General features: G+C 63.2%; 17 protein-coding genes. 8 read left to right on the forward strand and 9 right to left on the reverse strand.

What is annotated here, in order from left to right; translation table 11 throughout:
* Window positions 1–288 precede the first annotated feature (288 nt).
* Window positions 289–1,836, forward strand: a complete 1,548-nt coding sequence (locus tag NKG59_RS17220) for an acetyl-CoA hydrolase/transferase family protein (RefSeq protein ID WP_045206390.1) — start codon at window positions 289–291, stop codon at window positions 1,834–1,836.
* Between the two features lie 17 nt (window positions 1,837–1,853).
* On the opposite strand, the gene NKG59_RS17225 is transcribed toward NKG59_RS17220, so the two are convergent.
* A complete protein-coding gene (locus NKG59_RS17225) occupies window positions 1,854–2,747 on the reverse strand; it encodes a LysR family transcriptional regulator (protein WP_253539252.1) in 894 nt (297 codons plus the stop codon).
* A gap of 168 nt (window positions 2,748–2,915) precedes the next feature.
* Entirely contained in the window at window positions 2,916–3,452 is a 537-nt protein-coding gene (locus tag NKG59_RS17230; RefSeq protein WP_253539254.1) for a hypothetical protein, read from the reverse strand.
* A gap of 151 nt (window positions 3,453–3,603) precedes the next feature.
* On the opposite strand from NKG59_RS17230, the gene NKG59_RS17235 reads away from it, so the two are divergent.
* Window positions 3,604–5,040, forward strand: a complete 1,437-nt coding sequence (locus NKG59_RS17235) for an aldehyde dehydrogenase family protein (RefSeq protein WP_045206387.1) — start codon at window positions 3,604–3,606, stop codon at window positions 5,038–5,040.
* Window positions 5,041–5,108: 68 nt separating this feature from the next.
* Here NKG59_RS17235 and NKG59_RS17240 read toward each other — a convergent pair whose 3' ends face one another.
* Both NKG59_RS17240 and NKG59_RS17245 read right to left on the reverse strand, forming a co-directional pair.
* Entirely contained in the window at window positions 5,109–5,369 is a 261-nt protein-coding gene (locus tag NKG59_RS17240) for a DUF1289 domain-containing protein (RefSeq protein WP_024975718.1), read from the reverse strand.
* Between the two features lie 30 nt (window positions 5,370–5,399).
* A complete protein-coding gene (locus tag NKG59_RS17245; protein WP_253539256.1) occupies window positions 5,400–7,271 on the reverse strand; it encodes a glycoside hydrolase family 15 protein in 1,872 nt (623 codons plus the stop codon).
* A 37-nt stretch (window positions 7,272–7,308) separates the two neighbouring features.
* Between NKG59_RS17245 and NKG59_RS17250 the strand changes: the two genes are divergently transcribed.
* The 6 genes from NKG59_RS17250 to NKG59_RS17275 all read left to right on the forward strand — a co-directional run bounded on the left by NKG59_RS17250 (window position 7,309) and on the right by NKG59_RS17275 (window position 14,732).
* On the forward strand, window positions 7,309–8,535 hold the full coding sequence (locus tag NKG59_RS17250; protein ID WP_253539259.1) for a DUF2252 family protein: 1,227 nt from the start codon (window positions 7,309–7,311) through the stop codon (window positions 8,533–8,535).
* 78 nt (window positions 8,536–8,613) lie between these two features.
* On the forward strand, window positions 8,614–9,744 hold the full coding sequence (locus NKG59_RS17255; protein ID WP_253539262.1) for a 3-deoxy-7-phosphoheptulonate synthase: 1,131 nt from the start codon (window positions 8,614–8,616) through the stop codon (window positions 9,742–9,744).
* Window positions 9,745–10,128: 384 nt separating this feature from the next.
* Window positions 10,129–11,094 carry a fimbrial protein gene (locus NKG59_RS17260; RefSeq protein ID WP_253539265.1) on the forward strand — a complete coding sequence of 322 codons (966 nt, stop codon included), beginning with the start codon at window positions 10,129–10,131 and terminating at the stop codon, window positions 11,092–11,094.
* Window positions 11,095–11,545: 451 nt separating this feature from the next.
* Window positions 11,546–12,478 (forward strand): fimbrial protein, encoded by a 933-nt coding sequence (locus tag NKG59_RS17265; RefSeq protein WP_253539267.1) that lies wholly within the window; start codon window positions 11,546–11,548, stop codon window positions 12,476–12,478.
* A 143-nt stretch (window positions 12,479–12,621) separates the two neighbouring features.
* Complete coding sequence (locus NKG59_RS17270; RefSeq protein ID WP_253539270.1) at window positions 12,622–14,163, forward strand: methyl-accepting chemotaxis protein; 1,542 nt, start codon at window positions 12,622–12,624, stop codon at window positions 14,161–14,163.
* 101 nt (window positions 14,164–14,264) lie between these two features.
* On the forward strand, window positions 14,265–14,732 hold the full coding sequence (locus tag NKG59_RS17275; RefSeq protein WP_253539273.1) for a hypothetical protein: 468 nt from the start codon (window positions 14,265–14,267) through the stop codon (window positions 14,730–14,732).
* 17 nt (window positions 14,733–14,749) lie between these two features.
* Here the strand turns inward: NKG59_RS17275 and NKG59_RS17280 are convergent, their stop codons facing one another.
* The 5 genes from NKG59_RS17280 to NKG59_RS17300 all read right to left on the reverse strand — a co-directional run bounded on the left by NKG59_RS17280 (window position 14,750) and on the right by NKG59_RS17300 (window position 19,935).
* Window positions 14,750–15,472: an MgtC/SapB family protein gene (locus tag NKG59_RS17280; RefSeq protein ID WP_082076180.1), complete on the reverse strand. Its 723-nt coding sequence runs from the start codon at window positions 15,470–15,472 to the stop codon at window positions 14,750–14,752.
* A 99-nt stretch (window positions 15,473–15,571) separates the two neighbouring features.
* Window positions 15,572–16,675: an SDR family oxidoreductase gene (locus NKG59_RS17285; RefSeq protein ID WP_045206380.1), complete on the reverse strand. Its 1,104-nt coding sequence runs from the start codon at window positions 16,673–16,675 to the stop codon at window positions 15,572–15,574.
* Window positions 16,676–16,948: 273 nt separating this feature from the next.
* Window positions 16,949–17,980 (reverse strand): XdhC family protein, encoded by a 1,032-nt coding sequence (locus NKG59_RS17290; RefSeq protein WP_253539276.1) that lies wholly within the window; start codon window positions 17,978–17,980, stop codon window positions 16,949–16,951.
* 54 nt (window positions 17,981–18,034) lie between these two features.
* Window positions 18,035–18,712: an SRPBCC family protein gene (locus NKG59_RS17295; RefSeq protein WP_253539292.1), complete on the reverse strand. Its 678-nt coding sequence runs from the start codon at window positions 18,710–18,712 to the stop codon at window positions 18,035–18,037.
* Window positions 18,703–19,935: a vWA domain-containing protein gene (locus NKG59_RS17300; RefSeq protein ID WP_253539309.1), complete on the reverse strand. Its 1,233-nt coding sequence runs from the start codon at window positions 19,933–19,935 to the stop codon at window positions 18,703–18,705. Before NKG59_RS17300 ends, NKG59_RS17295 begins: the two co-directional genes overlap by 10 nt.

A 19,935-nucleotide genomic window follows, 5' to 3' on the forward strand; every position in this document is an offset into this window, starting at 1 on the left:
TTTGATGCCGCGCAGGGTGAGCATCGATTCTTTGCCGTAATCAGGGGGCCGCCTATGTGCGGCCCCTTGCTTTTGGTTTTCACCGCAAGCGGCAGACGCGCCACCAAGGTCGGTCATCTATGAAAAAACCGACTGGATTCCATGATTTTTTATCGCCATCAGAATTCATTGCCGTCGCTACACTGGGGCTGCATATCACAGTGAACAAGCCGAGAGCTGCGGATCAGGCGCCGCGCGTCACACCAAGAAGCGCCAAACGCAGGCCCGGCGAAGTACCCAGGAGACGAAATGACCTCTGATATCGGCGGCCGCATTCGGTTGCAATCCCTGCTGGACAAAGTGGTGTCTGCGGACGAAGCCGCAGCCCTGATCCGCGATGGCATGACGGTCGGCATGAGCGGTTTCACCCGTGCAGGCGACTGCAAGGCCGTGCCGTTTGCCCTGGCCCGGCGTGCCGCGCACGAGCCGCTGCGCATTACCTTGATGACCGGTGCATCGCTGGGCAACGACATCGACAAGGTGTTGGCCGAAGCCGATGTGATTGCTCGCCGCTTGCCGTTCCAGGCCGATGCCACGCTGCGGCGCAAGATCAACGCAGGCGAGGTCATGTTCATTGACCAGCACTTGTCGGAAACCGTGGAGCAACTACGTTCGCGGCAGATTGCACCGCTGGATGTGGCGGTTGTCGAAGCCACGGCCATCACCGAGAACGGCGGCATCGTGCCGACCACGTCGGTGGGGAATTCCGCAAGTTTTGCGGTGCTGGCGAAGCAGGTGATTGTCGAGATCAACCTGAACATGCCCGCCAATCTGGAAGGGCTGCACGATATCTTCTTCCCGGTGCAGCGGCCCCATCGTCAGCCGATTCCGCTCATTGCACCGGAGCAGCGCATCGGCCTGCCGTATATCCCGATTGATCCGCGCAAGATCGCGGCCATCGTCATTACGGGGCAGGATGACAGCCCATCCAACGTGTTGCCGCCCGATGTGGAGACCAACGCCATTGCCGGGCATCTGAATGCGTTTCTGGCGCGCGAGGTGCGCACGGGCCGTCTTTCGCCCACGCTGCAGCCGCTGCAGGCGGGTATCGGAACGATCTCCAACGCGGTCCTGCATGGCTTTATCGACTCGCCGTTCCATGACCTCAAGATGTACTCCGAGGTCTTGCAGGACAGCTCCATCGAGCTGCTCGACTCGGGCAAGCTGGCGTTTGCGTCGGCTTCATCGATCACGCTTTCGCGCCCGGTCTACAAGCGGTTCCTGACGGAACTCGAGCGCTACAAGACGCGCGTGGTTCTGCGGCCGCAGGAGATCAGCAACCACCCGGAAGTGATCCGCCGGCTGGGTCTGATCACCATCAATACCGCGCTGGAATGCGACATCTACGGCAACGTCAATTCGACGCACGTGGGCGGCACACACATGATGAACGGCATCGGCGGCTCGGGCGACTTTGCGCGCAACGCACATCTGTCTGTCTTTGTAACCAAGTCGTTGGCCAAGGACGGCGATATTTCGAGCATCGTTCCGATGGTCTCGCATGTGGACCACACCGAGCACGACGTGGACATCATCGTCACCGAACACGGGTTGGCCGATCTGCGGGGGCTGGCGCCGCGCGAGCGTGCTGTCCAGATCATCGGCAACTGCGCTGATCCTCGCTACCGCGAGCTGCTGCGCGACTACGTTGTGCGCGCGCAGCGGCGCGGCGGGCATACCCCGCATCTGCTGGAAGAGGCGCTGGCTTGGCATGTGCGCTTCCGCGATCAGGGCTCGATGGCCCCGGCAGATTCTATGGATGAGAGCCAGCCCCTGGAACCCGCTCTCAGCGCTTGAAGCGTGGGCGCCGCTGCTCAGGCGCCCAGCACTTCCTCGCACGTCGCGAGCCACGCACGAGCGGCGTGGGAAAGATAGCGGCCCGGCGACCACAGGTGCGCGAGCGCCCATTCCATGTCGGGAGCGGTCAAGCGCGCCACAGCCAGCTTGTCACGGTTCGCAAGATTGGCCACCAGCGGCTGTGGCAAAAAAGTCGTGCCCAGGCCCGCTGCCGCCATCGAGGCGAGGAATTCCCAGTGCCCGCTCTGCGCAGCGATGTGCGGCTCGATGCGGGTTTCAAGAAAGGCCTGCCGCAGCTTGCGCGTGAGGGAGAAATCCTCAGCCAGCAACAGCAGCGGTTCGTCACGCAGCGCCGAGAGGCTGACGGTCTTGCCCTTGGCCCATTTCGCTTTGCGCGGTCCCACCACCCAGATCGGATACTTTGCAAACTGCCGCGTAGCGAGTTCGAGGCCGCTGTCGCCGGGCAGAACCGTGGCGCCGACCTCCAGTTCGCCGTTGGCTACCTGCTGTTCCACAGTTTTGCCGCCGTATTCGGCCAGGTTCAGCGCCAGGTTGGGATAACGCTGCCGAAATGCGCTTACGACGGGCGAGAAGAACAGGTTCACCATCGGCGGGATGCCGACCGTGAGTTCGCCCCGTCCAAGCGAAGACAGGTCGGCGACTTCAAGCGTCAGCCTGTGCACCACACCGAGCGTTTCCTGGCCGCGCGCGTACACGACACGGCCCACGTCGGTAAGCCGCACCTGCCTGCCTTCCCGGATCAGCAGCGGCTGCCCAACCTCGTTTTCCAGCTGACGCACCATCTTGCTGATGGTGGATTGTGTCACCGAGAGCGAACTCGCCGCTTGGGTGAAGCTCTGCAGCCGCGCGGTTTCGACGAAGTAACGAAGGGCTCGGATATCGATGGGCATGGGCGGTCCTCAGCCATGAAGCACGCGAATGGGATTCGCCATGGTAATGAAGTTTTCCCATTCCGCGACGCGGTGACCTCAAGATCTGGTGGACGCTCGCATTCAACGGCGCTCAAAAAAAAGGCGGCTAACGCGACCGCCTTTCATGCTCGCCCGGATACGTCGCTGTCAGCCTTTCGCCTCGTCGATCAGCAGATCCAGCTGGGCGATCACGTTGCTGGTCTCGGGCTCGCCGCGCGTTTTGCTGAGCGCGGCCTTGAGCGTGTCGCGCAGGGCGACGAGTTCGGTGATGTTGCCCGCTTTCTCCACTTTCATCTCAAGCAGATAGCCGCGCAGGCCGAGATACCGGCTGATGGTTTCGGTATAGAAGCGGTAGAGGCGTTGATAGCCTTCGGCGGCCGGCTCTTTAGAAGTCGCTGCAGATGCGGGGGTCGCCGCCTCTGCAGTTGCCGCAGAGGCGGTGGCCGATGCCGCCTTCACGGTAGCGGCCCCGGGCACGTGCGTGCGGATATATCCGGCGTTCTCGAGCTCGTCGAACACGGCTTGCGTCATGCCCAGAGGTTGCAGCTGGACGAGGATGTCGTCGCAGGTTTTTTCGCCGTTGATCATCAGAAGGACCGCGCGGTGACGCTGGTCGAGGTGATTCGCACGTGTGCGGATCTCGTCCTGACCTTTTTCGGTCTTCTGGTAGATGGTGGTGGTCATGCTGTCTCCCTCGGCCGGCGCGTCTGCAGCGCGCGCTCTGCTGGCTCTACAATAGACCGATCATAACCGCCCGGGGGCGACGTGGGCCTCAGTCGCAACCCGGATAGCACAACGCGCAAATCGCGCATCCACCAGAGCGAGACGACCAACGATGCAGCAACGCGACAAGCTTTTCATCAATGGCAAGTGGGTGGCGCCGCAGGGCAAGGGCGTCATTGAAGTGATTCATTCGGCCACCGAAGCCGTCATGGGAACCATTCCCGAAGGCAGCGCGGCCGATGCGGAAGCCGCCGTGGCAGCGGCGCGCGCCGCATTTGATGACTGGGCTGCCACGCCCGTTGCCAAGCGCGCCGAATACATCCAGAAGATTGCCGACGGCCTGCAGGCCCGCAGCGAAGAGCTGGCGCAGTTGATTGCCGGCGAAGTCGGCATGCCGATCAAGCTGGCGCGTGCCATCCAGGTGGGCGGCCCGGTCTATAACTGGGGCAATTTCGCCAAGCTGCTCAGCACGTTCGAATTTGAAGAGCACGTTGGCAACTCGCTGGTGGTGCGCGAGCCGGTGGGTGTGGTGGGCGCCATCACGCCATGGAACTACCCGCTGAACCAGATCACGCTGAAGGTCGCACCCGCGTTGGCAGCGGGATGCACGGTGGTGCTCAAGCCGTCGGAAGTGGCGCCGCTCAATGCCTTCGTGCTGGCGGAAGTCATTGAAGAAGCCGGTCTGCCGCCGGGCGTGTTCAACCTTGTCACCGGCTATGGCCCGGTGGTGGGCGAGGTGCTCGCCAGTGATCCGGATGTCGACATGGTGTCGTTCACGGGCTCAACGCGTGCAGGCAAGCGTGTGGCGGAACTGGCATCGCAGTCGGTCAAGCGCGTGGCGCTGGAGTTGGGCGGCAAGTCGGCATCGGTGATCCTGGATGATGCGGACTTGGCATCGGCGGTCAAGGGCACGCTGTCGGCGTGTTTCCTGAACTCTGGGCAAACGTGCTCGGCGCACACGCGCATGCTGGTGCCGCGCGCGAAGTATGAAGAGGTGAAGGCGCTGGCCGCGCAGTTTGCCGCCGCGTACGTGCCGGGCGATCCGGCGCAGGAAAACACGCGCCTCGGGCCGCTCATTTCTGCCGTGCAGCGCGATCGCGTGCTGGGTTACATCCGCAAGGGTCTGGAAGAGGGCGCAGAACTCATTACCGGTGGAGCCGACACGCCGGAAGGCCTGTCCACCGGTTTCTTCGTCAAGCCGACGGTACTTGGCAACGTCAAGACGACTGACACCGTGGCGCGCGAGGAAATCTTCGGCCCCGTGCTCACTGTGATCTGCTACGACGACGAGGAAGAGGCCGTCCGCATTGCCAACGACAGCATCTACGGTCTGGGCGGCGGTGTGTGGTCGGGCGACGAGGCGCGGGCGATTCGCGTGGCGCGGCGCATCCGCACGGGGCAGGTCAACATCAACGGCGGGCCGTTCAACATGCAGGCGCCGTTTGGTGGCTACAAGCAGTCCGGCCACGGGCGCGAGAACGGCAAGTACGGGCTGGAGGAGTTCCTGGAGTACAAGGCGATGCAGCTCAATCCTGCGAAGACGGCCTGATCGGCTGGGCGTGCCGCACCAATGAAAAACCCGGCTTCGGCCGGGTTTTTTGCGTTTGACGCTTGCGCCTACTTGCGACTGCCATCTGGGTTATAGCCCTGGGCCGTGCCTTCGGCAAGGATGCGGGTCCAGACCGTGTTGCGTTCTTCGTCCGTCATGAACACCCAGTTGCTGACCTCAAGCTGCGTGCGTCCGCAGCCTTGGCAGACTTCATCGAAGAGCGTTGAGCAGATGCCGATGCAGGGACTGTCTGGGCGGCCCAGCAGGGTGCTGTCGGAAGCACTGGTTGCGTCGTCTGGCATGGGGCTGAATGCGGTCGATTCGGTCATAGCCGCTATTTTACCGGCTTCGGCCGGTCGTCAGCTGCGCGCCGGGTTGCCAGTGCGCTGGCTGACATGATCGGCCGCGGCAGATAGCGCCAATGCTGAATTCACGAGCGCGATATGCGAAAACGCTTGCGGGAAGTTGCCAACGAGCCGTTTCACGCGGGGGTCGTATTCTTCGGCGAGCAGGCCGACGTCATTGCGCAAAGCCAGCAGCTTGGTGAAGAGCGCGCGAGCCTCGTTCTGGCGGCCTTGCAGGACGAGGTTGTCGACGTACCAGAAGCTGCAGGCGAGGAATACGCCTTCACCCTGGGGCAGGCCGTCGGTCACGGCTTCGGTGCGGTAACGGCGCACGAGGCCATCGACCAGCAGGTCTTCTTCGATGGCCTTGACCGTGCCCCGGATGCGCGGGTCGGATGCCGGCAGAAAACCGACGAGAGGCAGCATCAGAAGCGCGGCGTCCAGCTCATCGCCACCGTAGCTCTGCACGAAGCAGCCGCGCGTGGCGTTGTAGCCGTGTGCGCAGACCTCCGCGTGGATGCGATCGCGCACCGCGCGCCAGCGCTCTACCGGGCCGTCCACGTTGAATTGCTCGATGGTTTTGACGGCGCGGTCGAACGCCACCCATGCCATGACCTTGGAATGCGTGAAATGGCGCGAGGGCCCGCGGATCTCCCAGATGCCTTCGTCGGGCGTTTGCCAGACGCTTTCCAGATGTGTCATCAGCGCGACCTGCAGGCGCCACGAGGCTTCGTCGCCATCCAGGCCGCCTTTACGGGCGATGAAGAGGGCGTCCATCAGTTCGCCGTACACATCGAGCTGGAGCTGCATCGCGGCCGCGTTGCCCACGCGCACGGGCTGCGCACCCTCGTAACCGGGCAGCCACGGAACGGTCCATTCGCCCAGGCGGCGTTCACCGGCAATGCCGTACATGATCTGCACCTGGGCGGGGCTGCCGGCAATAGCACGTTCGAGCCACTCGCGCCAGCTGCGCGCCTCGTCATAAAAGCCGGCGTTCATGAGCGCGAGCAGTGTGAGGGTGGCGTCGCGCAGCCAGCAGTAGCGGTAATCCCAGTTACGCACGCCGCCGAGCTGCTCAGGTAGCGACGTTGTGGGCGCGGCCACGACGCCGCCGGTGCGGTGATACGTCAGTGCCTTGAGCGTGATGAGCGAGCGTTCGACGGCTTCTGTCCATTGGCCGGCACCGTGGCAGCGGCCAGACCACGCTCGCCAGCGCGCCTCGATGTCAACCTGGGCTTCAAGCGCGTCGATCGATGCCGGCAATGGCAGATGCGACGGCGAATGTGTGAGCACAAATGGCACCGCTTCACCTTCGCGTACGGTGAAATTCGCGACGGTGGAGAGGTTCTCGCCACGGATCGGGGCTGGGGTGCGCAGCGTCGTCATGTTGGGGCCGGCCACGGCCCGGAGCACGCAATCGGCCATGTCGCACGGGCCGTCAGCCGGCGCCCCCGTGACTTCGGACACGCGGCTGACCCACGGTATCGACGCGCCGTAGTCGAAGCGCAGCGTGAGGTCCATGCGCATGTCGACGGTGCCGGAGAGCCCCCGGACGATACGGATGAGGTCCGAGGTGTCGTCCCGGGCGCCGGCGGTGCCCGGCAGACGGGCGGTCATCAGGTCGGTCACGCTGGCGGAACCGGTGTCGGTCTCGAATATGGTTTCCAGCACGAGCGTGCCAGACAGGTAGCGCCGGCGCGTGGCGCGAGCCTCGCCTTGTGGCGCGATGCGCCATCGTCCGTGGTCCGGCGTGCCAAGGAGCGCGGCAAAACACGCGCCCGAATCGAACCGCGGCCAGCACAGCCAATCGATGGACCCGTCGCGCGAAACCAGTGCCGCGGTTTCGCAATCGCCAATCAACGCGTAATCTTCGATTTTTGAGGGCATTGCACTCCACTCCAAGCACTTCAACGAGGCCGTGACCATGCATGACAGCACCCGCATCCTGCTTGAATACAACGCCGGGCGTGATCCCGAAAGACTCACCCGAAAGCTGGATGCCATCGCCGCTGACCCGTTTTCATTCTTTCGCGGCACCAACAACCTGTATGCCGCGTCGCTGGCCGATGCCGCCTTGCTGCACGACGCGCCCCGCACGCTCGTCTGCGGTGACCTGCACCTTGAAAACTTCGGCAGCTTCAAGGGCGACAACGGTCTCGTCTACTTCGACATGAACGACTTTGACGAGGCACTGGCCGCGCCGTTCACAGTCGACCTGGTGCGCGTGCTGTCGAGCCTGCTGGTGGCGTCCTTTAGCTGGAAGCTGGCCGATGAAGACGCTCACAACCTGTGCCGGCGCTTTCTCGACACGTATGCGGCCGCGCTGGTTGACGGCAAGCCGCGCTGGGTCGAGCGGGCCACCGCCACGGGCATCGTGCGCAATCTGCTGCGGGGCCTGCGCAAGCGTAACCGGGCGGCGTACCTGGCTGACCGCACCGAGCGCAACGGCAACCAAGTCACCCTGCGCATTGACGGCCGACGCACTTTACGGGCAAGCAAGGAAGAGGCCCGCCGCGCGCGCCGCATTCTCGAGGCCTACGGCCAGCAGGGTAGCGGCCAGCGTTTCATTGCCATCGACGTCGCGCGGCGGATTGCCGGCACAGGCAGTCTCGGGCTTGAGCGCTATTCCGTGCTCGCTCGCCCCGAAAACGACCCCACCACGCTGCGCCTGATCGACATCAAGCTCTCCATCCCAAGTGTCTGGGACGATGTGCTGGGCGACGCCTGCAGCGTAGCCCCTTGGCGTAGCGAGGCCGGGCGCGTGGTCGATATCCAGCGCGTTTCGCAGGCCATTTCGCCCGCACTGCTGCGCGGCGTCGTCTACGGAGCCAAGGGCGAAAAGCCGAAATCGTATGTCGTCAAAAGCCTGCAACCGACCGCCGACCGCGTCGCACTAGGCTCGGGCAAGAACGTTGTCGCCAACCTGGACGATGCGCTGCAGACCATGGCGCGCGTAGCAGCGTGGTGTCATTTGCGCGGCTGTGGCCGACACGGCACCGATCTCGTCGAAAAGGTGCAGGACTACGCGGCTGGCACAGCGTGGCGCAAATCGGCGTTGAAGCTGGCGGCGCATGGCAAAGACGTGTCGCTCAAGCAATGGGCTGAGTTTGCTGAAGATTATCGGCAGGCGCGCGGTGGCAAGTCCGCTTAAATGCGCGGTGTAAGTGCGCGATGGCGCGCCGTTGACGTCGGGCCCGTGACTACTATTTGAAATCCCTCTGAGATTGCAATGAAAAACCTCGACAACCCCTCACATGATCGCGAGGTGGGCATCGCCGACGCGACGCAAGACACGACGCGCATCGACGACACCCGCATTGGCGCGGTGCGTCCGCTTATTTCCCCGGCGCTGCTGCTGGATGAGCTGCCGGTGCCTGCCGATACGCAGACGCTTGTCGAAGACACCCGCCGGGCCATCAGCAACATCCTGCACGGCCGCGACGACAGGCTGCTGCTCATCGTCGGCCCGTGCTCGATCCACGATCACGACCAGGCGCTCGATTACGCGCGCCGCCTCAAGGCTGCGGCCGATGCACTGAAGGACGACCTGCTGATCGTGATGCGCGTCTACTTTGAGAAGCCGCGCACGACGGTCGGCTGGAAGGGTTACATCAACGACCCGCGCCTGGACGGCAGCTTCCGCATCAATGAAGGGCTGCGCGCTGCGCGGCAACTCCTGCTCGACGTCAACGCGCTCGGTCTGCCCGCAGCGACGGAATTCCTCGACCTGCTGAGCCCGCAATACATCGCCGACCTCATCGCATGGGGCGCGATCGGCGCGCGCACGACAGAAAGCCAGAGCCATCGACAGCTTGCGTCGGGCCTGAGCTGCCCGATCGGCTTCAAGAACGGCACCGACGGCGGCGTGCAGGTTGCGTCCGACGCGATCATCGCGGCGCGCGCCAGCCATGCGTTCATGGGCATGACAAAGATGGGCATGGCCGCGATTTTCGAGACACGCGGCAACGACGACGCGCACGTGATCCTGCGCGGCGGCAAGAGCGGGCCGAACTACGACAGCGCGCACATCGAGGCGACCTGCGCGGCGCTGCGTGCGGCGAAGTTGCGCGAACAGGTGATGGTCGACTGCTCGCACGCGAATTCGAACAAATCGCATGAACGGCAGATCGACGTGGCGCAGGATCTCGCGCGGCAACTGTCGCAGGGGGAGCGCCGGATCGTCGGCGTGATGGTGGAAAGCAATCTCGAAGCGGGCCGCCAAGACCTGAAACCGGGCGTGCCGCTCAAGTACGGCGTGTCGATCACCGACGCGTGCCTGAGCTGGACGCAGACTGAGCCCGTGCTCGACATACTCGCCGAGGCGGTGCGGCATCGGCGCGCGTATTCGTACGACGGGTGATGTGACGGCGGCAGGTTCAGGCTTGTCGCCTTTTCCCTCTCCCTGACGTAGCTCGGCGTCTCACTACCATTTCACTGATGGCCAGCCGCTGCGTATGCGCATGCGGCTTGGTCCGGCATTGTGTGTCGGCGTCCTGCCCGCACGCTTCTCGGTGTCGTTCGTGGAGTGACACCGCAGCCCCTTTTCCAGCTTTCTTCTTTCCAGACCGCATCTCCCGCGCGGCGTGCACGTTGCGCGCGCACGCGGCCTGCCGGTGCTCATCCTGCGATCTCCAAATACTTTTCGGTTTTTAGGAGCGCTCCTATATGCGTGACATTTCTCAACACTGAGAATTTCACCCCACAGCGCGTATTTGCGCAGAAAACTCAGTAGGAAAAAACTGAAATGAGGCTTTGGAGATCGATGATTGGGAAAGGGTTGATTCAGCGCCGCACGCAAATGGTGAGAGCCACGGCGCTCATCGCGTTGGGTTTGACTATGGTGCCGGCCGACGTGGCTGCGGCTTACTTTACCGCATTTACCGGCTCGTATGCGCTTCCGGGCAGTCTCGCTACGGGGACAGTCGTCGCGAGGCGCTCTTATACGCCTACGCAACTCTGCGGTGAGACCAAATGCAGACTGCATCAATTCAAACTGATTACCATGGGAGCGGTCGATGTCGGCCTGCCTGCCACGACAGTTTCCACAAGGCTAACCGGATTGGCTATGCGGGTCATCGTGAATGGAAAACCTCAAACATTGATCGATAAGTGGAAAGACCAGCCGGTCATATTTTCCACGCCTGTTGAAGTGCAGTTGGTTAAAGATCCATACGTGGAAATCAAAAGTAGCACGGCGAAAGAGTTGGTTCACTCTTGGTTTTTCACGAAAACAATGACGGACAACACCGAGATCATTAACTACTTCAGCCTTGGTGATTCCACACTCACCAGAATTGAAGGAACGTGTTCCGTGCCAACCCAGACGGTGCAGTTGCCGCCAACCATTGTGAGGAATGTGGGCGGTCTCGGTTCAACATTTGGAACCCGTGAGTTCCAGATCAAGATCAATAGTTGCCCGAAGGGATACAACCGCGTCGGATACACGCTTGAGCCAATGGGCGGTGTGGCGGATGCGCCCGGCGTACTGCCGCTTGGCACTGATTCAACTGCAACGGGCGTGAAGATTCGCCTTACCGACCGTGACGGCGTTGCAGCCAAATTCGGCACGTCAATCAAGGTGGACGATTACAGCAAGACGACCGGCGGTTCATACGCGATCCCGATGCAGGCCTCATACCTCCAGACCGAAGCCGCGGTCACCCCAGGCTCGGTAAAGGGTGCGATCTCGGTACGGCTGGACTATCAATGATCTGATTGCCCGAGAAAGGCTGGCTCCAGTGATTCAAAAACCCGTACCGGGGCCGTGTGATCGGAGTTGGTACGTTGTCGCTGCAAAGCAAGAACAGCGTCGGAACCCCGTTCCCAGCGTACCGATCCAGGCGATCAGCGCATCTCCAATGCGCTCGACGCCGTGCTCCCTTGCCGCTGCGCGACAGATGTCAGCCGAGCAATTCTCGATTTTCACGCCAACTTTGGCCTTGACCCAGTTTTTGTTCTTATAGGAATTCTCCTATTTTCGTGGCATTCCAGAACATTCAGAGTCCCACCTTGGTCGTGCATTCATCCGACAGCGGAAGACTCTGGCAAAGCATTGCGCAATCACCGAGATGCACACTGAATTTCTATCAAGGTTGGCGCAAAAATAGTTGCGCAGAAAACCAAACCATCAGAACGAAATTATGTTTTGGAGATCAACGATTGTGAAACGATTGAGTAAGCGCCGCACGCAAATGTTGAGAGCCACGGCGTTTGCAATTTTAGGTTTGGCCATGATGTCGCGCGCCGAGGCTGTCGATCTTGTCGCATTTTCCGGCTCATATGCACTCCCAGGTGGCATGGCCGAAGGAACGGTTGTGGCGAGGCGCTTTTATACGCCTACGCAACTCTGTGGTGAGGTCCATTGCGAATTGTATAGTTTCCACATGCTCAGCGCTGGGGGGCGCGAGATACTGACTGGATCTGAGGTTGGCACAAAGTTAATAGGCTTGAGCATGCGTGTTCTTGTTAATGGAAAGCCTCAAGAAGTATTTACGAGTTCGAGCCCCTCGATCAAATTTTCCAGCCCCATGGAAGTGCAGTTGTTCAGAAACGACGGCGACGTCACTACCAGCACAACGAGCCGCAAAATTCACTTCACGCTCTACATGAGAGCAATGTCGAAACCCAATGACACTGTTATTGCCCAATTTCTCATCAATGACGCCACACTGACCAGAATCGAAGGAACATGTTCGGTGCCAAGTCAGACGGTAGAACTACCGCCCACCGTCGGACGGAGATTGGAAGGTATCGGTTCAACAGCCGGAGTGCGTGACTTCAATATCAAGGTCAACGGCTGCCCGAAGGGATACAACCGGGTCGGATACACGCTTGAGCCAATGGGCGGTGTGGCGGATGCGCCCGGCGTACTGCCGCTTGGCACCGATTCAACCGCAAAGGGTGTGAAGATTCGCCTTACCGGCCGTGACGGGCTCGCGGCCAAATTCGGGACGTCGATCAAGGTGGACGATTACGATAAGGCGACTGGCGGTTCATACATGATCCCGATGCAGGCGTCGTATATCCAGACCGACGCCGCAGTCACCCCCGGTACGGTAAAGGGCGCGATCTCGCTGCGGCTCGACTATCAATGACGGGAAGGGCGGGCTTTAGTGATGCATTCGCCTCTTCGCCCTTAAGTTAAAGGGGGCGTGGCCGATAGTGCTGAGGTAGCCGGCCGCCCGGCGCGATGGTCGCGCCCGCGTGAAGAGCCGCGCACGCCACTCTTGCCGCGCCCATGTCTGCTCGCCTGACCATCCGCACCCGCCTGGTGCTTTCGGTTTCGATTCTGTTTCTGCTTGCCTTGCTGATTGGCGTGGCAGGCCTGCTCGGCCTGCGCGCCGCCAACCATGCGCACGAGGAAACCTTCACCAATCAGTTTCCGTCTGCGCTCGCGCTCGGCGAATCCGATTTGAGCCTTACGCGCGCACGCACGGCCCTCGACAAGGCCATGCTGTATCCGAACGACAAGGGCGCGATGAAGTTGCTTGATCGTACCGAAGAGCTGATCGCACGCTCGGATGAAGCGTGGAAGAAATACCTGACGCTGCCCCGCAGCGAAGAAGAGGATCGCCTGGCCAAGGAAGTTGCCACCACGCGTGAGGCCGCAGCGGCCAGCCTGCGGGACATCATCAAGGCGCTGCGCACGGGCGACCGTGCGACGGCCGATGGCATCATGGAAAAGCGCGTGTCCAACGCCTTCCGCGATTCCAACGACAAAAGCCTGGCATTGAGCAAGAAGCAGCTCGGCTTTTCCAAGGCCAATTTCGACGAATCCCAGGAAGCCTACGCGCGTTTTCGCGTGATCGTGACGGCGGCCATTCTCGTCGCGCTGGTGGTGGCGCTTTGGTGCGCCTGGTCGTTGCTGCGTGCGATTGTGGAACCGCTGAACGCCGCGCTGGCCCAGTTCGACCGCATTGCCGCTGGCGACCTCACGCAGCCGGTGCGCATCGACCGCAGGGATGAAATGGGCCGGCTGCTGGAGGGCTTGGCCCGCATGCAGGCCGCGCTGACCGACACGGTGCGCCGCGTGCGCACGGGCTCCGAATCCATCGGCGCCGCCACCAAGCAGATTGCCGCGGGCAATGCAGACCTGTCGCAACGCACGGAAGAGCAGGCCAGCTCGCTGGAAGAAACCGCTTCCAGCATGGAAGAGATGACCTCCATCGTGCGTCAGAACGCGGACAACGCCCGCCAGGCCAGCCAACTGGCCGACAGCGCATCGGAAGTCGCGAGCCAGGGCGGTGCCGTGGTGACCGACGTGGTGGCGACCATGCGCGAGATCAGCGCGTCGTCGCGCACGGTGTCAGAGATCATCGGCGTGATTGACGGCATTGCATTCCAGACCAACATTCTTGCGCTCAATGCCGCCGTGGAAGCCGCCCGTGCCGGCGAGCAAGGCCGTGGCTTTGCGGTGGTGGCCGGTGAGGTGCGCAACCTCGCTCAGCGCAGCGCCGCGGCCGCGAAGGAAATCAAGGAAATGATCGAGGCGTCGCTCTCAAAGGTCGAGACAGGCAGCGCGTTGGCCGAACGTGCAGGCAGCACGATGGAAGACATCGTGTCGTCCATCCGCCGCGTGACCGACATCATGGGCGAAATTGCCGCCGCCTCGAACGAGCAAAGCTCCGGCATCGAACAGGTCAACAAGGCCGTCACGCTGATGGACGAAGCCACGCAGCAGAACGCAGCGCTGGTGGAGCAGGCTGCCGCAGCGGCTGAATCGCTGGAGGAGCAGGCCCAAGCCTTGAACGCCGCCATCGCCGCATTCCGCCTCGCCTGATATTCGCCCCGTCGATGCACGGGGCCCGCTAAAGACTTAAGACTTGCCTTGAACGCGGTTTCGGTTGATATAACCGACTGGCCCATTCAAGGAGTCGCTTCATGCCGTTCATCATTGCCGCGCTCGCGCTGGTTGGTCTGCTGATCTACGGTGCAGTCCGGCTGTATGCAGGCGTTGCCGCGGCTTACGGCGCGTTGTCGGGCAGCGCGGCGGTGCTGCTTGCCGTTGCGCTGCTGGCCGGGGCAGTCATCACCTTCATCCGACGTTACCGCGCCGTCCATGGCGTGAGTGTGAAAGGGCAGCGGATTGTGTCGCTCAGCGCAAGCTGGGGCCAGGTCGCCGTTGACGCCGAACAGAAACGCGGGACGCTGCGGTTGCACGGGCAAAGCGCGCGCTTTCTCTTCGCCGATATTGCCGGCGCTGATGCGGTTGAACGCGAAGGTGCCTGGGCTTTGGCGCTGCGTCTGAAGCATCAGGCGCAGGCAGATTGGGCGATCCCGATGCGCAATCGCCAGGAAGCAAAACGTTGGGCGAAGATCTTTGCGCTGGCGGCGAGCCAGGAGCTTTGACCGGCGCGTCGACCCGCTTATTCCGTCGTACTCGGATTCCAGAACGCCTGGGCCACGTGCGGCTGCGATTGCAGCGACGCAACGATGCGGTCCAGCTCGGCCGCATTCACGGCGGTCGACATCAGCATCGCTTCAATTTCTACGTGGTCGTCGCCAAAGGGCTCGACTGACAGGTCGCTGACGGGGTAGCGAGCCTCTTCAAGCAGGCGTTCCAGATCGGCCAGGGCTTCTTTCTGGCGCTCGCTGGTGGAGATGACACACATCGTGTACGTGACTTCGCTGGCCTGATTGTCCAGCGGCGTGCGGTTGATGCGGTCCACCACGGGCCGCAGCAGGATGTTGGAGGCCAGCACGAACAGCGTAATCAGAATGGCCTGGCCAACAAGGTCGGAGCCTGCTGCCGCACCCACAGCCGCCGAGCCCCACAGCGTGGCGGCGGTGTTCAGGCCGCGCACGTTCAGGCCTTCCTTCATGATGGTGCCGGCACCCAGAAAGCCGACGCCCGACACCACATAGGCGATCACGCGCGTGGTGTCCGATGCGGTGCCGATCTGCGCGGCCATGTCGACGAATGCCGATGCCGCCACCGCCACCAGCGCGTTGGTGCGCAGCCCAGCAGTCCGCTGTCTGACCTGCCGCTCGAAGCCGATCAGCGACCCAAGCGCAAAGGCCGAGGCAAGGCTCACGAACGAATCCACCAGCGTGGCGACATTGAGATGGACGAGGGCTTGCAGCGTCATCGGCGGCTCCTTGTTGTGGTGACCGGAGTCTTGGTGAAGGGCGCCGATGGTTATAGCACGGCGCCATGACACGCCGTGCGAGCCGAGGAGGCCGGACGGCTACTTATAGTCCCACTGCATCTGCTCGGGGATCGGCACGGCGTCCGACGTCTCCAGGCAGCGGTCGAGGTAAGCGAGCAGGGAGCGCGGCTGAAAACCGGTCTCCTGCACCAGCCGCGTGTTGTCGAACACGTAGCTCATGCTGGCGAACTTGGCATACAGGTGGATGCAGCGCGCGACCAGTCGCACATTGCCGTCGCCCGTCAGGCTCAGGAATTTACGCGCCAAAGCTTTCTCGGCGATTTTTTCCTGATACACGTAGCCGGCCAGCGCCTGGGCATCTTCTTCCGGCGTCTTGCAACGCTTGAAGCGCGGGTACAGCGTTTCGATGCGCTCGGAGTTCGCGTCGCCGGCGCTGATGTGATACAGGTCGTGCGCCAGCGTGGGCTTGGTCGACAACTGCACGATGGCCTCGGCGCAGTCGTCCACGGGCAGGATGTCGACGCGGTCGGACAAGCGGCAGCTGAATGTCTCCAGCAGCGCCACCATGCGCAGCATCCAGAAAATACTGCCCGAGGGCTCGCAACCCAGCGTGCTATGACCCACCACGATGGACGGCCGCACCACCACCAACGGCAGTTCGGGCACGTCTTCGCGAAGCTTCAGCTCGGCCATGCCCTTGGAATACGTGTAAGGCACCGCGTGCTGCTCCAGCGGGGGGACATCCCAGCTTTCGCTGACATGGCGATCCGCCAACTGGCCGCACGACATGGCCGTGCCGATCTGCAGGAATCGCTTCAGGCGTTTGCCCTGCGCCGCCAGTCGGCCCAGCGCCAGCACGCCCTCCACGTTGGTTTCCCACAGCGACGGGTGGTTCGAGAACGTTGCCAGCGCCGCGCAGTTGATGATGATTTCCGGATCGCCCAGCTTGGCGGCACCGGCTTCGCGCAGGTCGAACGGCACGATCTGCGATTCCTTAATGCCCTCCAGCGTGCCCTGTGCAAACTCGAAGCGGCGCAGGTTGCTGCGCAGCCGCGCCAACCCTTCTGCGGGCGTGTCGCCGCGCACGGCAAAGCGTGTGTCGGCCAGCAAACCTTTGGCTGCCAGATTGGCGGCAATGGCGCCGCCTACGAAACCGGTCGCACCGGTTAGCAAAATACTCATGCGAGAAAACTTGAATCCCTTGGGTGGCAAAACGGGCGACCAACCCGCTTGCAAACAACACTGCCGCTGCCGCACCGGCGAGGCGCGTATCGGCAGCACGCTCGAGGCAGGGAGGGGCAAGTCGTGCCAGATGAAGCCGCGCACACGAAACGGGGTTCGCGGGCCGCAAGATTCGCGTGACGCGATGCGGCCGAAACCTGCGCACAATCAGCGATTTATAAGAATGTAACCTTTCAGGTGCCTTTCAGCACCCCATTCCATCAGAGGGTTGACTCAAGTTTGCGGCACTGCGCAGCTCGACGTGGCATTGGCGGCAATCTCGCGCGCGGCTTTGGCGCCTTCAACTTGCAGGATGGTCGGCAGCGATACGCCGTTCTTGGCGGCCGTCACTTCGGCCAGGATCGAGATGGCGATTTCCGGCGGCGTGCGGCTGCCGATGTAAATGCCGACCGGCCCATGCAGGCGCGCCAGCTCGGCATCGCTCAGGTCGAATTCCTTGAGCCGCTCCCGGCGGTTGGCGTTGTTGCGGCGGCTGCCCAGCGCGCCAACGTAGAAGGCGGGCGTCTTGAGCGCTTCCATGAGCGCGAGGTCGTCGAGCTTGGGATCGTGCGTGAGGGCGATGACGGCGCAGCGCTCGTCGAGCTTCATGGCCATCACCGTATCGTCGGGCATGGTGCGGACCATGGCCACGCCAGGGATCGACCACTCTTCGCTGTATTCCTCGCGCGGGTCGCAGACGGTGACCTGGTAGTCCAGCCCCACGGCGATCTGGCACAGGTAGCGCGAGAGCTGTCCCGCGCCGATGACGAGCATCCGGTAGCGCGGCCCGTGAATCGTCACGAGGCGCGCTTCGTCAAATTGCAGGCCATCGGTGACGGTGGCGTGCTGCAGCGTCGAGGCGCCGGTCGCCATGTCGAGCGTACGCGCGACGAGCTGACCGGCCTCCACGGCGCGCAGCAAGGCTTCGATCCCGCTGGAGGCGTTCAGGGGCTCAAGCACGAGTTGCAGCGTGCCGCCGCAGGGCAGGCCAAAGCGGTGCGCTTCTTCAGCGCTGATGCCGTATTTGACGGCTTCGGGCTTGGTGTAATGCAGGCCTTCACGGCGCACGCGGTCGATGAGGTCATCTTCAATGCAGCCGCCTGAAACCGAGCCGATGACCACGCCGTCATCGCGCAGCGCGAGCATTGCGCCTTCGGGCCGCGGCGACGAACCCCACGTTTTGACCACCGTGACGAGCAGCACGCGCCGCCCCTGTTTCAGCCAGCGCACGCTGGTTTTCAAGACTTCAAGATCGACGCTGTCCATGATGCGTTAGCGGCGCTTTCGCGCGCTGTGTGTCTGTTGCGGGGAATGCACCGATTATGCCCCGTGGTGCAAAAACAGGTAGGCGGCCGCCACGGCCACCAACGCCACGATGATCCACGGCCATGGGTTACGCGGCTGCAGCGCCGGGCTGACGTTGGGGGCGGCGCCCGGCGGTGCGCCATGAGCCTGCAGTTGGCCGGCCGCGAGGTCGGGAATTGCCTGCGTGGCCGGCATGCCGTCAACGGGCGGCGCGGCCTGTCCGTCGGCGCCGGCCGTATCTGCGGGGCCGAATTCGGCCGCAAAACGCTGGAAGAACTCGTCGGCCAGCTTGCGTGCAGCACCGTCGATGAGCCGCGAGCCGACTTGCGCAAGCTTGCCGCCCACCTGCGCGGTCGCGGTGTAAGAAAGCCGCGTGACCGTGGGGCCTTCGGGCGTGAGTTGCACCTGCGCGCTGCCTTTGCCGAAGCCGGCCGCGCCGCCCTGGCCGTCGAAATGCAGCGTGTAGCTGCGCGGCGGCGCCACATCGACCAGTTCCATGCGCCCCTTGAAGCGCGCCTTGACGGGCCCGACGGCGGCGGTCATAGCGACGTCGTAGGCGGGGTTGGCCGCTCCTTCGGCGGCGGTGATGCTCTCGCAGCCGGGAATGCAACGTTGCAGCACCGCTGGGTCGTTCAGCGCATCCCAGGCGGTCTGGAGTGGCACGGGCAAGAGATGGGTCTGGGTCAGTTCCATGGCGCGGTCGATCGGGCTGGGGTTGGGTGGCGGGGGTTGCGCGTGCGGCGAGCATGCGCCAATTCGTGCTCCAGCGCAGCCAGGCTGTCGAAATGGTGCGCCGGCACCATCACATTGACATGCGGCAGGATGGCCCGCACGCCACGTGCCCGCGGCTCAAAACCGGCAAAGCGCAGCAGCGGGTTGAGCCAGACGATGCGATGGGCAAAGCGCGCGAGACGCGCCATCTCGGTGTCGAGCAGGTCGATATGCTCATGGTCGAGCCCGTCCGTCACGAGCAGCACGGTGGCACGGCCGGACAGCGTGCGGCGCGCCCATTGGCGATTGAACTCTGCCAGCGCTGTGCCGATGCGCGTGCCGCCCGACCAATCCGGCACAAGCTGCGCGATGGCTTGCACGGCGACATCCGGATCACGCTCGCGCAGCTGCCGCGAGACGTTCGTCAGCCGCGTGCCGAACAGGAAGGCCTGGATGCGCTCGCGCGATTGCACCAGCGCGTGGCAGTAATACAGCACGGCGCGCGAATAGCGGCTCATCGATCCCGAGATGTCGAGCAGCAGCACCAGCGGCGGTGTGCGATCGACGGGCTGGCGGTATTTCCAGCCGGTCCATTCGCCGCCGGCGCGCACGGCCTGGCGGGCGGTGGCACGCAGGTCTGGATGGCGCCCGCGCGAGGCTGCTTTGAGCCGGCGCGTACGCTCCTGCGCCAGATGCACGCGCCGGCGGCGGATCATGTGTTGTAGCGTGCGCCATTCCGCAGCGTTGAGCGTGTCGAAGTCACGCGTGCGCAGGGCCTCGTTTGCAGAAAACGCCAGCGGCGCCACGATGTCATGGCGTTCGCCATCTGGCTTCGGGCCCGGCGGAAGGTTGGTCGACGGCTGCGCGCGCAGGGCATCGGCCAGGCGGTTGCTGCGCGCTGCGGGAATGCCGCCACGCACCTTGGGCAGCAACAGCGCGCGCAGCTTGCCTTCCCAGTCCGGATCGCGCCAGAACACGTTGAAGGCGGCATCGAACAGCGTGCGTTCGTCGGGATGCGAGACGAGCAGGGCAGACAGCGCGGCCTTTACGTCGTCGCGGCGGCCGATGTCGATATGGCTCAGGGCTTCGATGGCATCCACGGCGCGCGAGGGCGCCAGCGGCATGCCGGCGTTGCGCAGCAGCCGCACGAAATGCGTCACGTTGCGCGCCAGCATCGGGAGCTGCATCGGCACGGTCGCTTGCAT

The organism is Ralstonia chuxiongensis, from assembly GCF_024158925.1.
Lineage (GTDB): Bacteria > Pseudomonadota > Gammaproteobacteria > Burkholderiales > Burkholderiaceae > Ralstonia > Ralstonia chuxiongensis.

Coding starts and splice junctions, on each gene's coding strand:
- NKG59_RS17270 (WP_253539270.1), top strand. CDS start 12,622: ATGTCTGCTCGCCTGACCATCCGCACCCGCCTGGTGCTTTCGGTTTCG.
- NKG59_RS17235 (WP_045206387.1), top strand. CDS start 3,604: ATGCAGCAACGCGACAAGCTTTTCATCAATGGCAAGTGGGTGGCGCCG.
- NKG59_RS17230 (WP_253539254.1), bottom strand. CDS start 3,452: ATGACCACCACCATCTACCAGAAGACCGAAAAAGGTCAGGACGAGATC.
- NKG59_RS17245 (WP_253539256.1), bottom strand. CDS start 7,271: ATGCCCTCAAAAATCGAAGATTACGCGTTGATTGGCGATTGCGAAACC.
- NKG59_RS17255 (WP_253539262.1), top strand. CDS start 8,614: ATGAAAAACCTCGACAACCCCTCACATGATCGCGAGGTGGGCATCGCC.
- NKG59_RS17220 (WP_045206390.1), top strand. CDS start 289: ATGACCTCTGATATCGGCGGCCGCATTCGGTTGCAATCCCTGCTGGAC.
- NKG59_RS17260 (WP_253539265.1), top strand. CDS start 10,129: ATGAGGCTTTGGAGATCGATGATTGGGAAAGGGTTGATTCAGCGCCGC.
- NKG59_RS17275 (WP_253539273.1), top strand. CDS start 14,265: ATGCCGTTCATCATTGCCGCGCTCGCGCTGGTTGGTCTGCTGATCTAC.
- NKG59_RS17250 (WP_253539259.1), top strand. CDS start 7,309: ATGCATGACAGCACCCGCATCCTGCTTGAATACAACGCCGGGCGTGAT.
- NKG59_RS17240 (WP_024975718.1), bottom strand. CDS start 5,369: ATGACCGAATCGACCGCATTCAGCCCCATGCCAGACGACGCAACCAGT.
- NKG59_RS17285 (WP_045206380.1), bottom strand. CDS start 16,675: ATGAGTATTTTGCTAACCGGTGCGACCGGTTTCGTAGGCGGCGCCATT.
- NKG59_RS17295 (WP_253539292.1), bottom strand. CDS start 18,712: ATGGAACTGACCCAGACCCATCTCTTGCCCGTGCCACTCCAGACCGCC.
- NKG59_RS17225 (WP_253539252.1), bottom strand. CDS start 2,747: ATGCCCATCGATATCCGAGCCCTTCGTTACTTCGTCGAAACCGCGCGG.
- NKG59_RS17280 (WP_082076180.1), bottom strand. CDS start 15,472: ATGACGCTGCAAGCCCTCGTCCATCTCAATGTCGCCACGCTGGTGGAT.
- NKG59_RS17300 (WP_253539309.1), bottom strand. CDS start 19,935: ATGCAAGCGACCGTGCCGATGCAGCTCCCGATGCTGGCGCGCAACGTG.
- NKG59_RS17290 (WP_253539276.1), bottom strand. CDS start 17,980: ATGGACAGCGTCGATCTTGAAGTCTTGAAAACCAGCGTGCGCTGGCTG.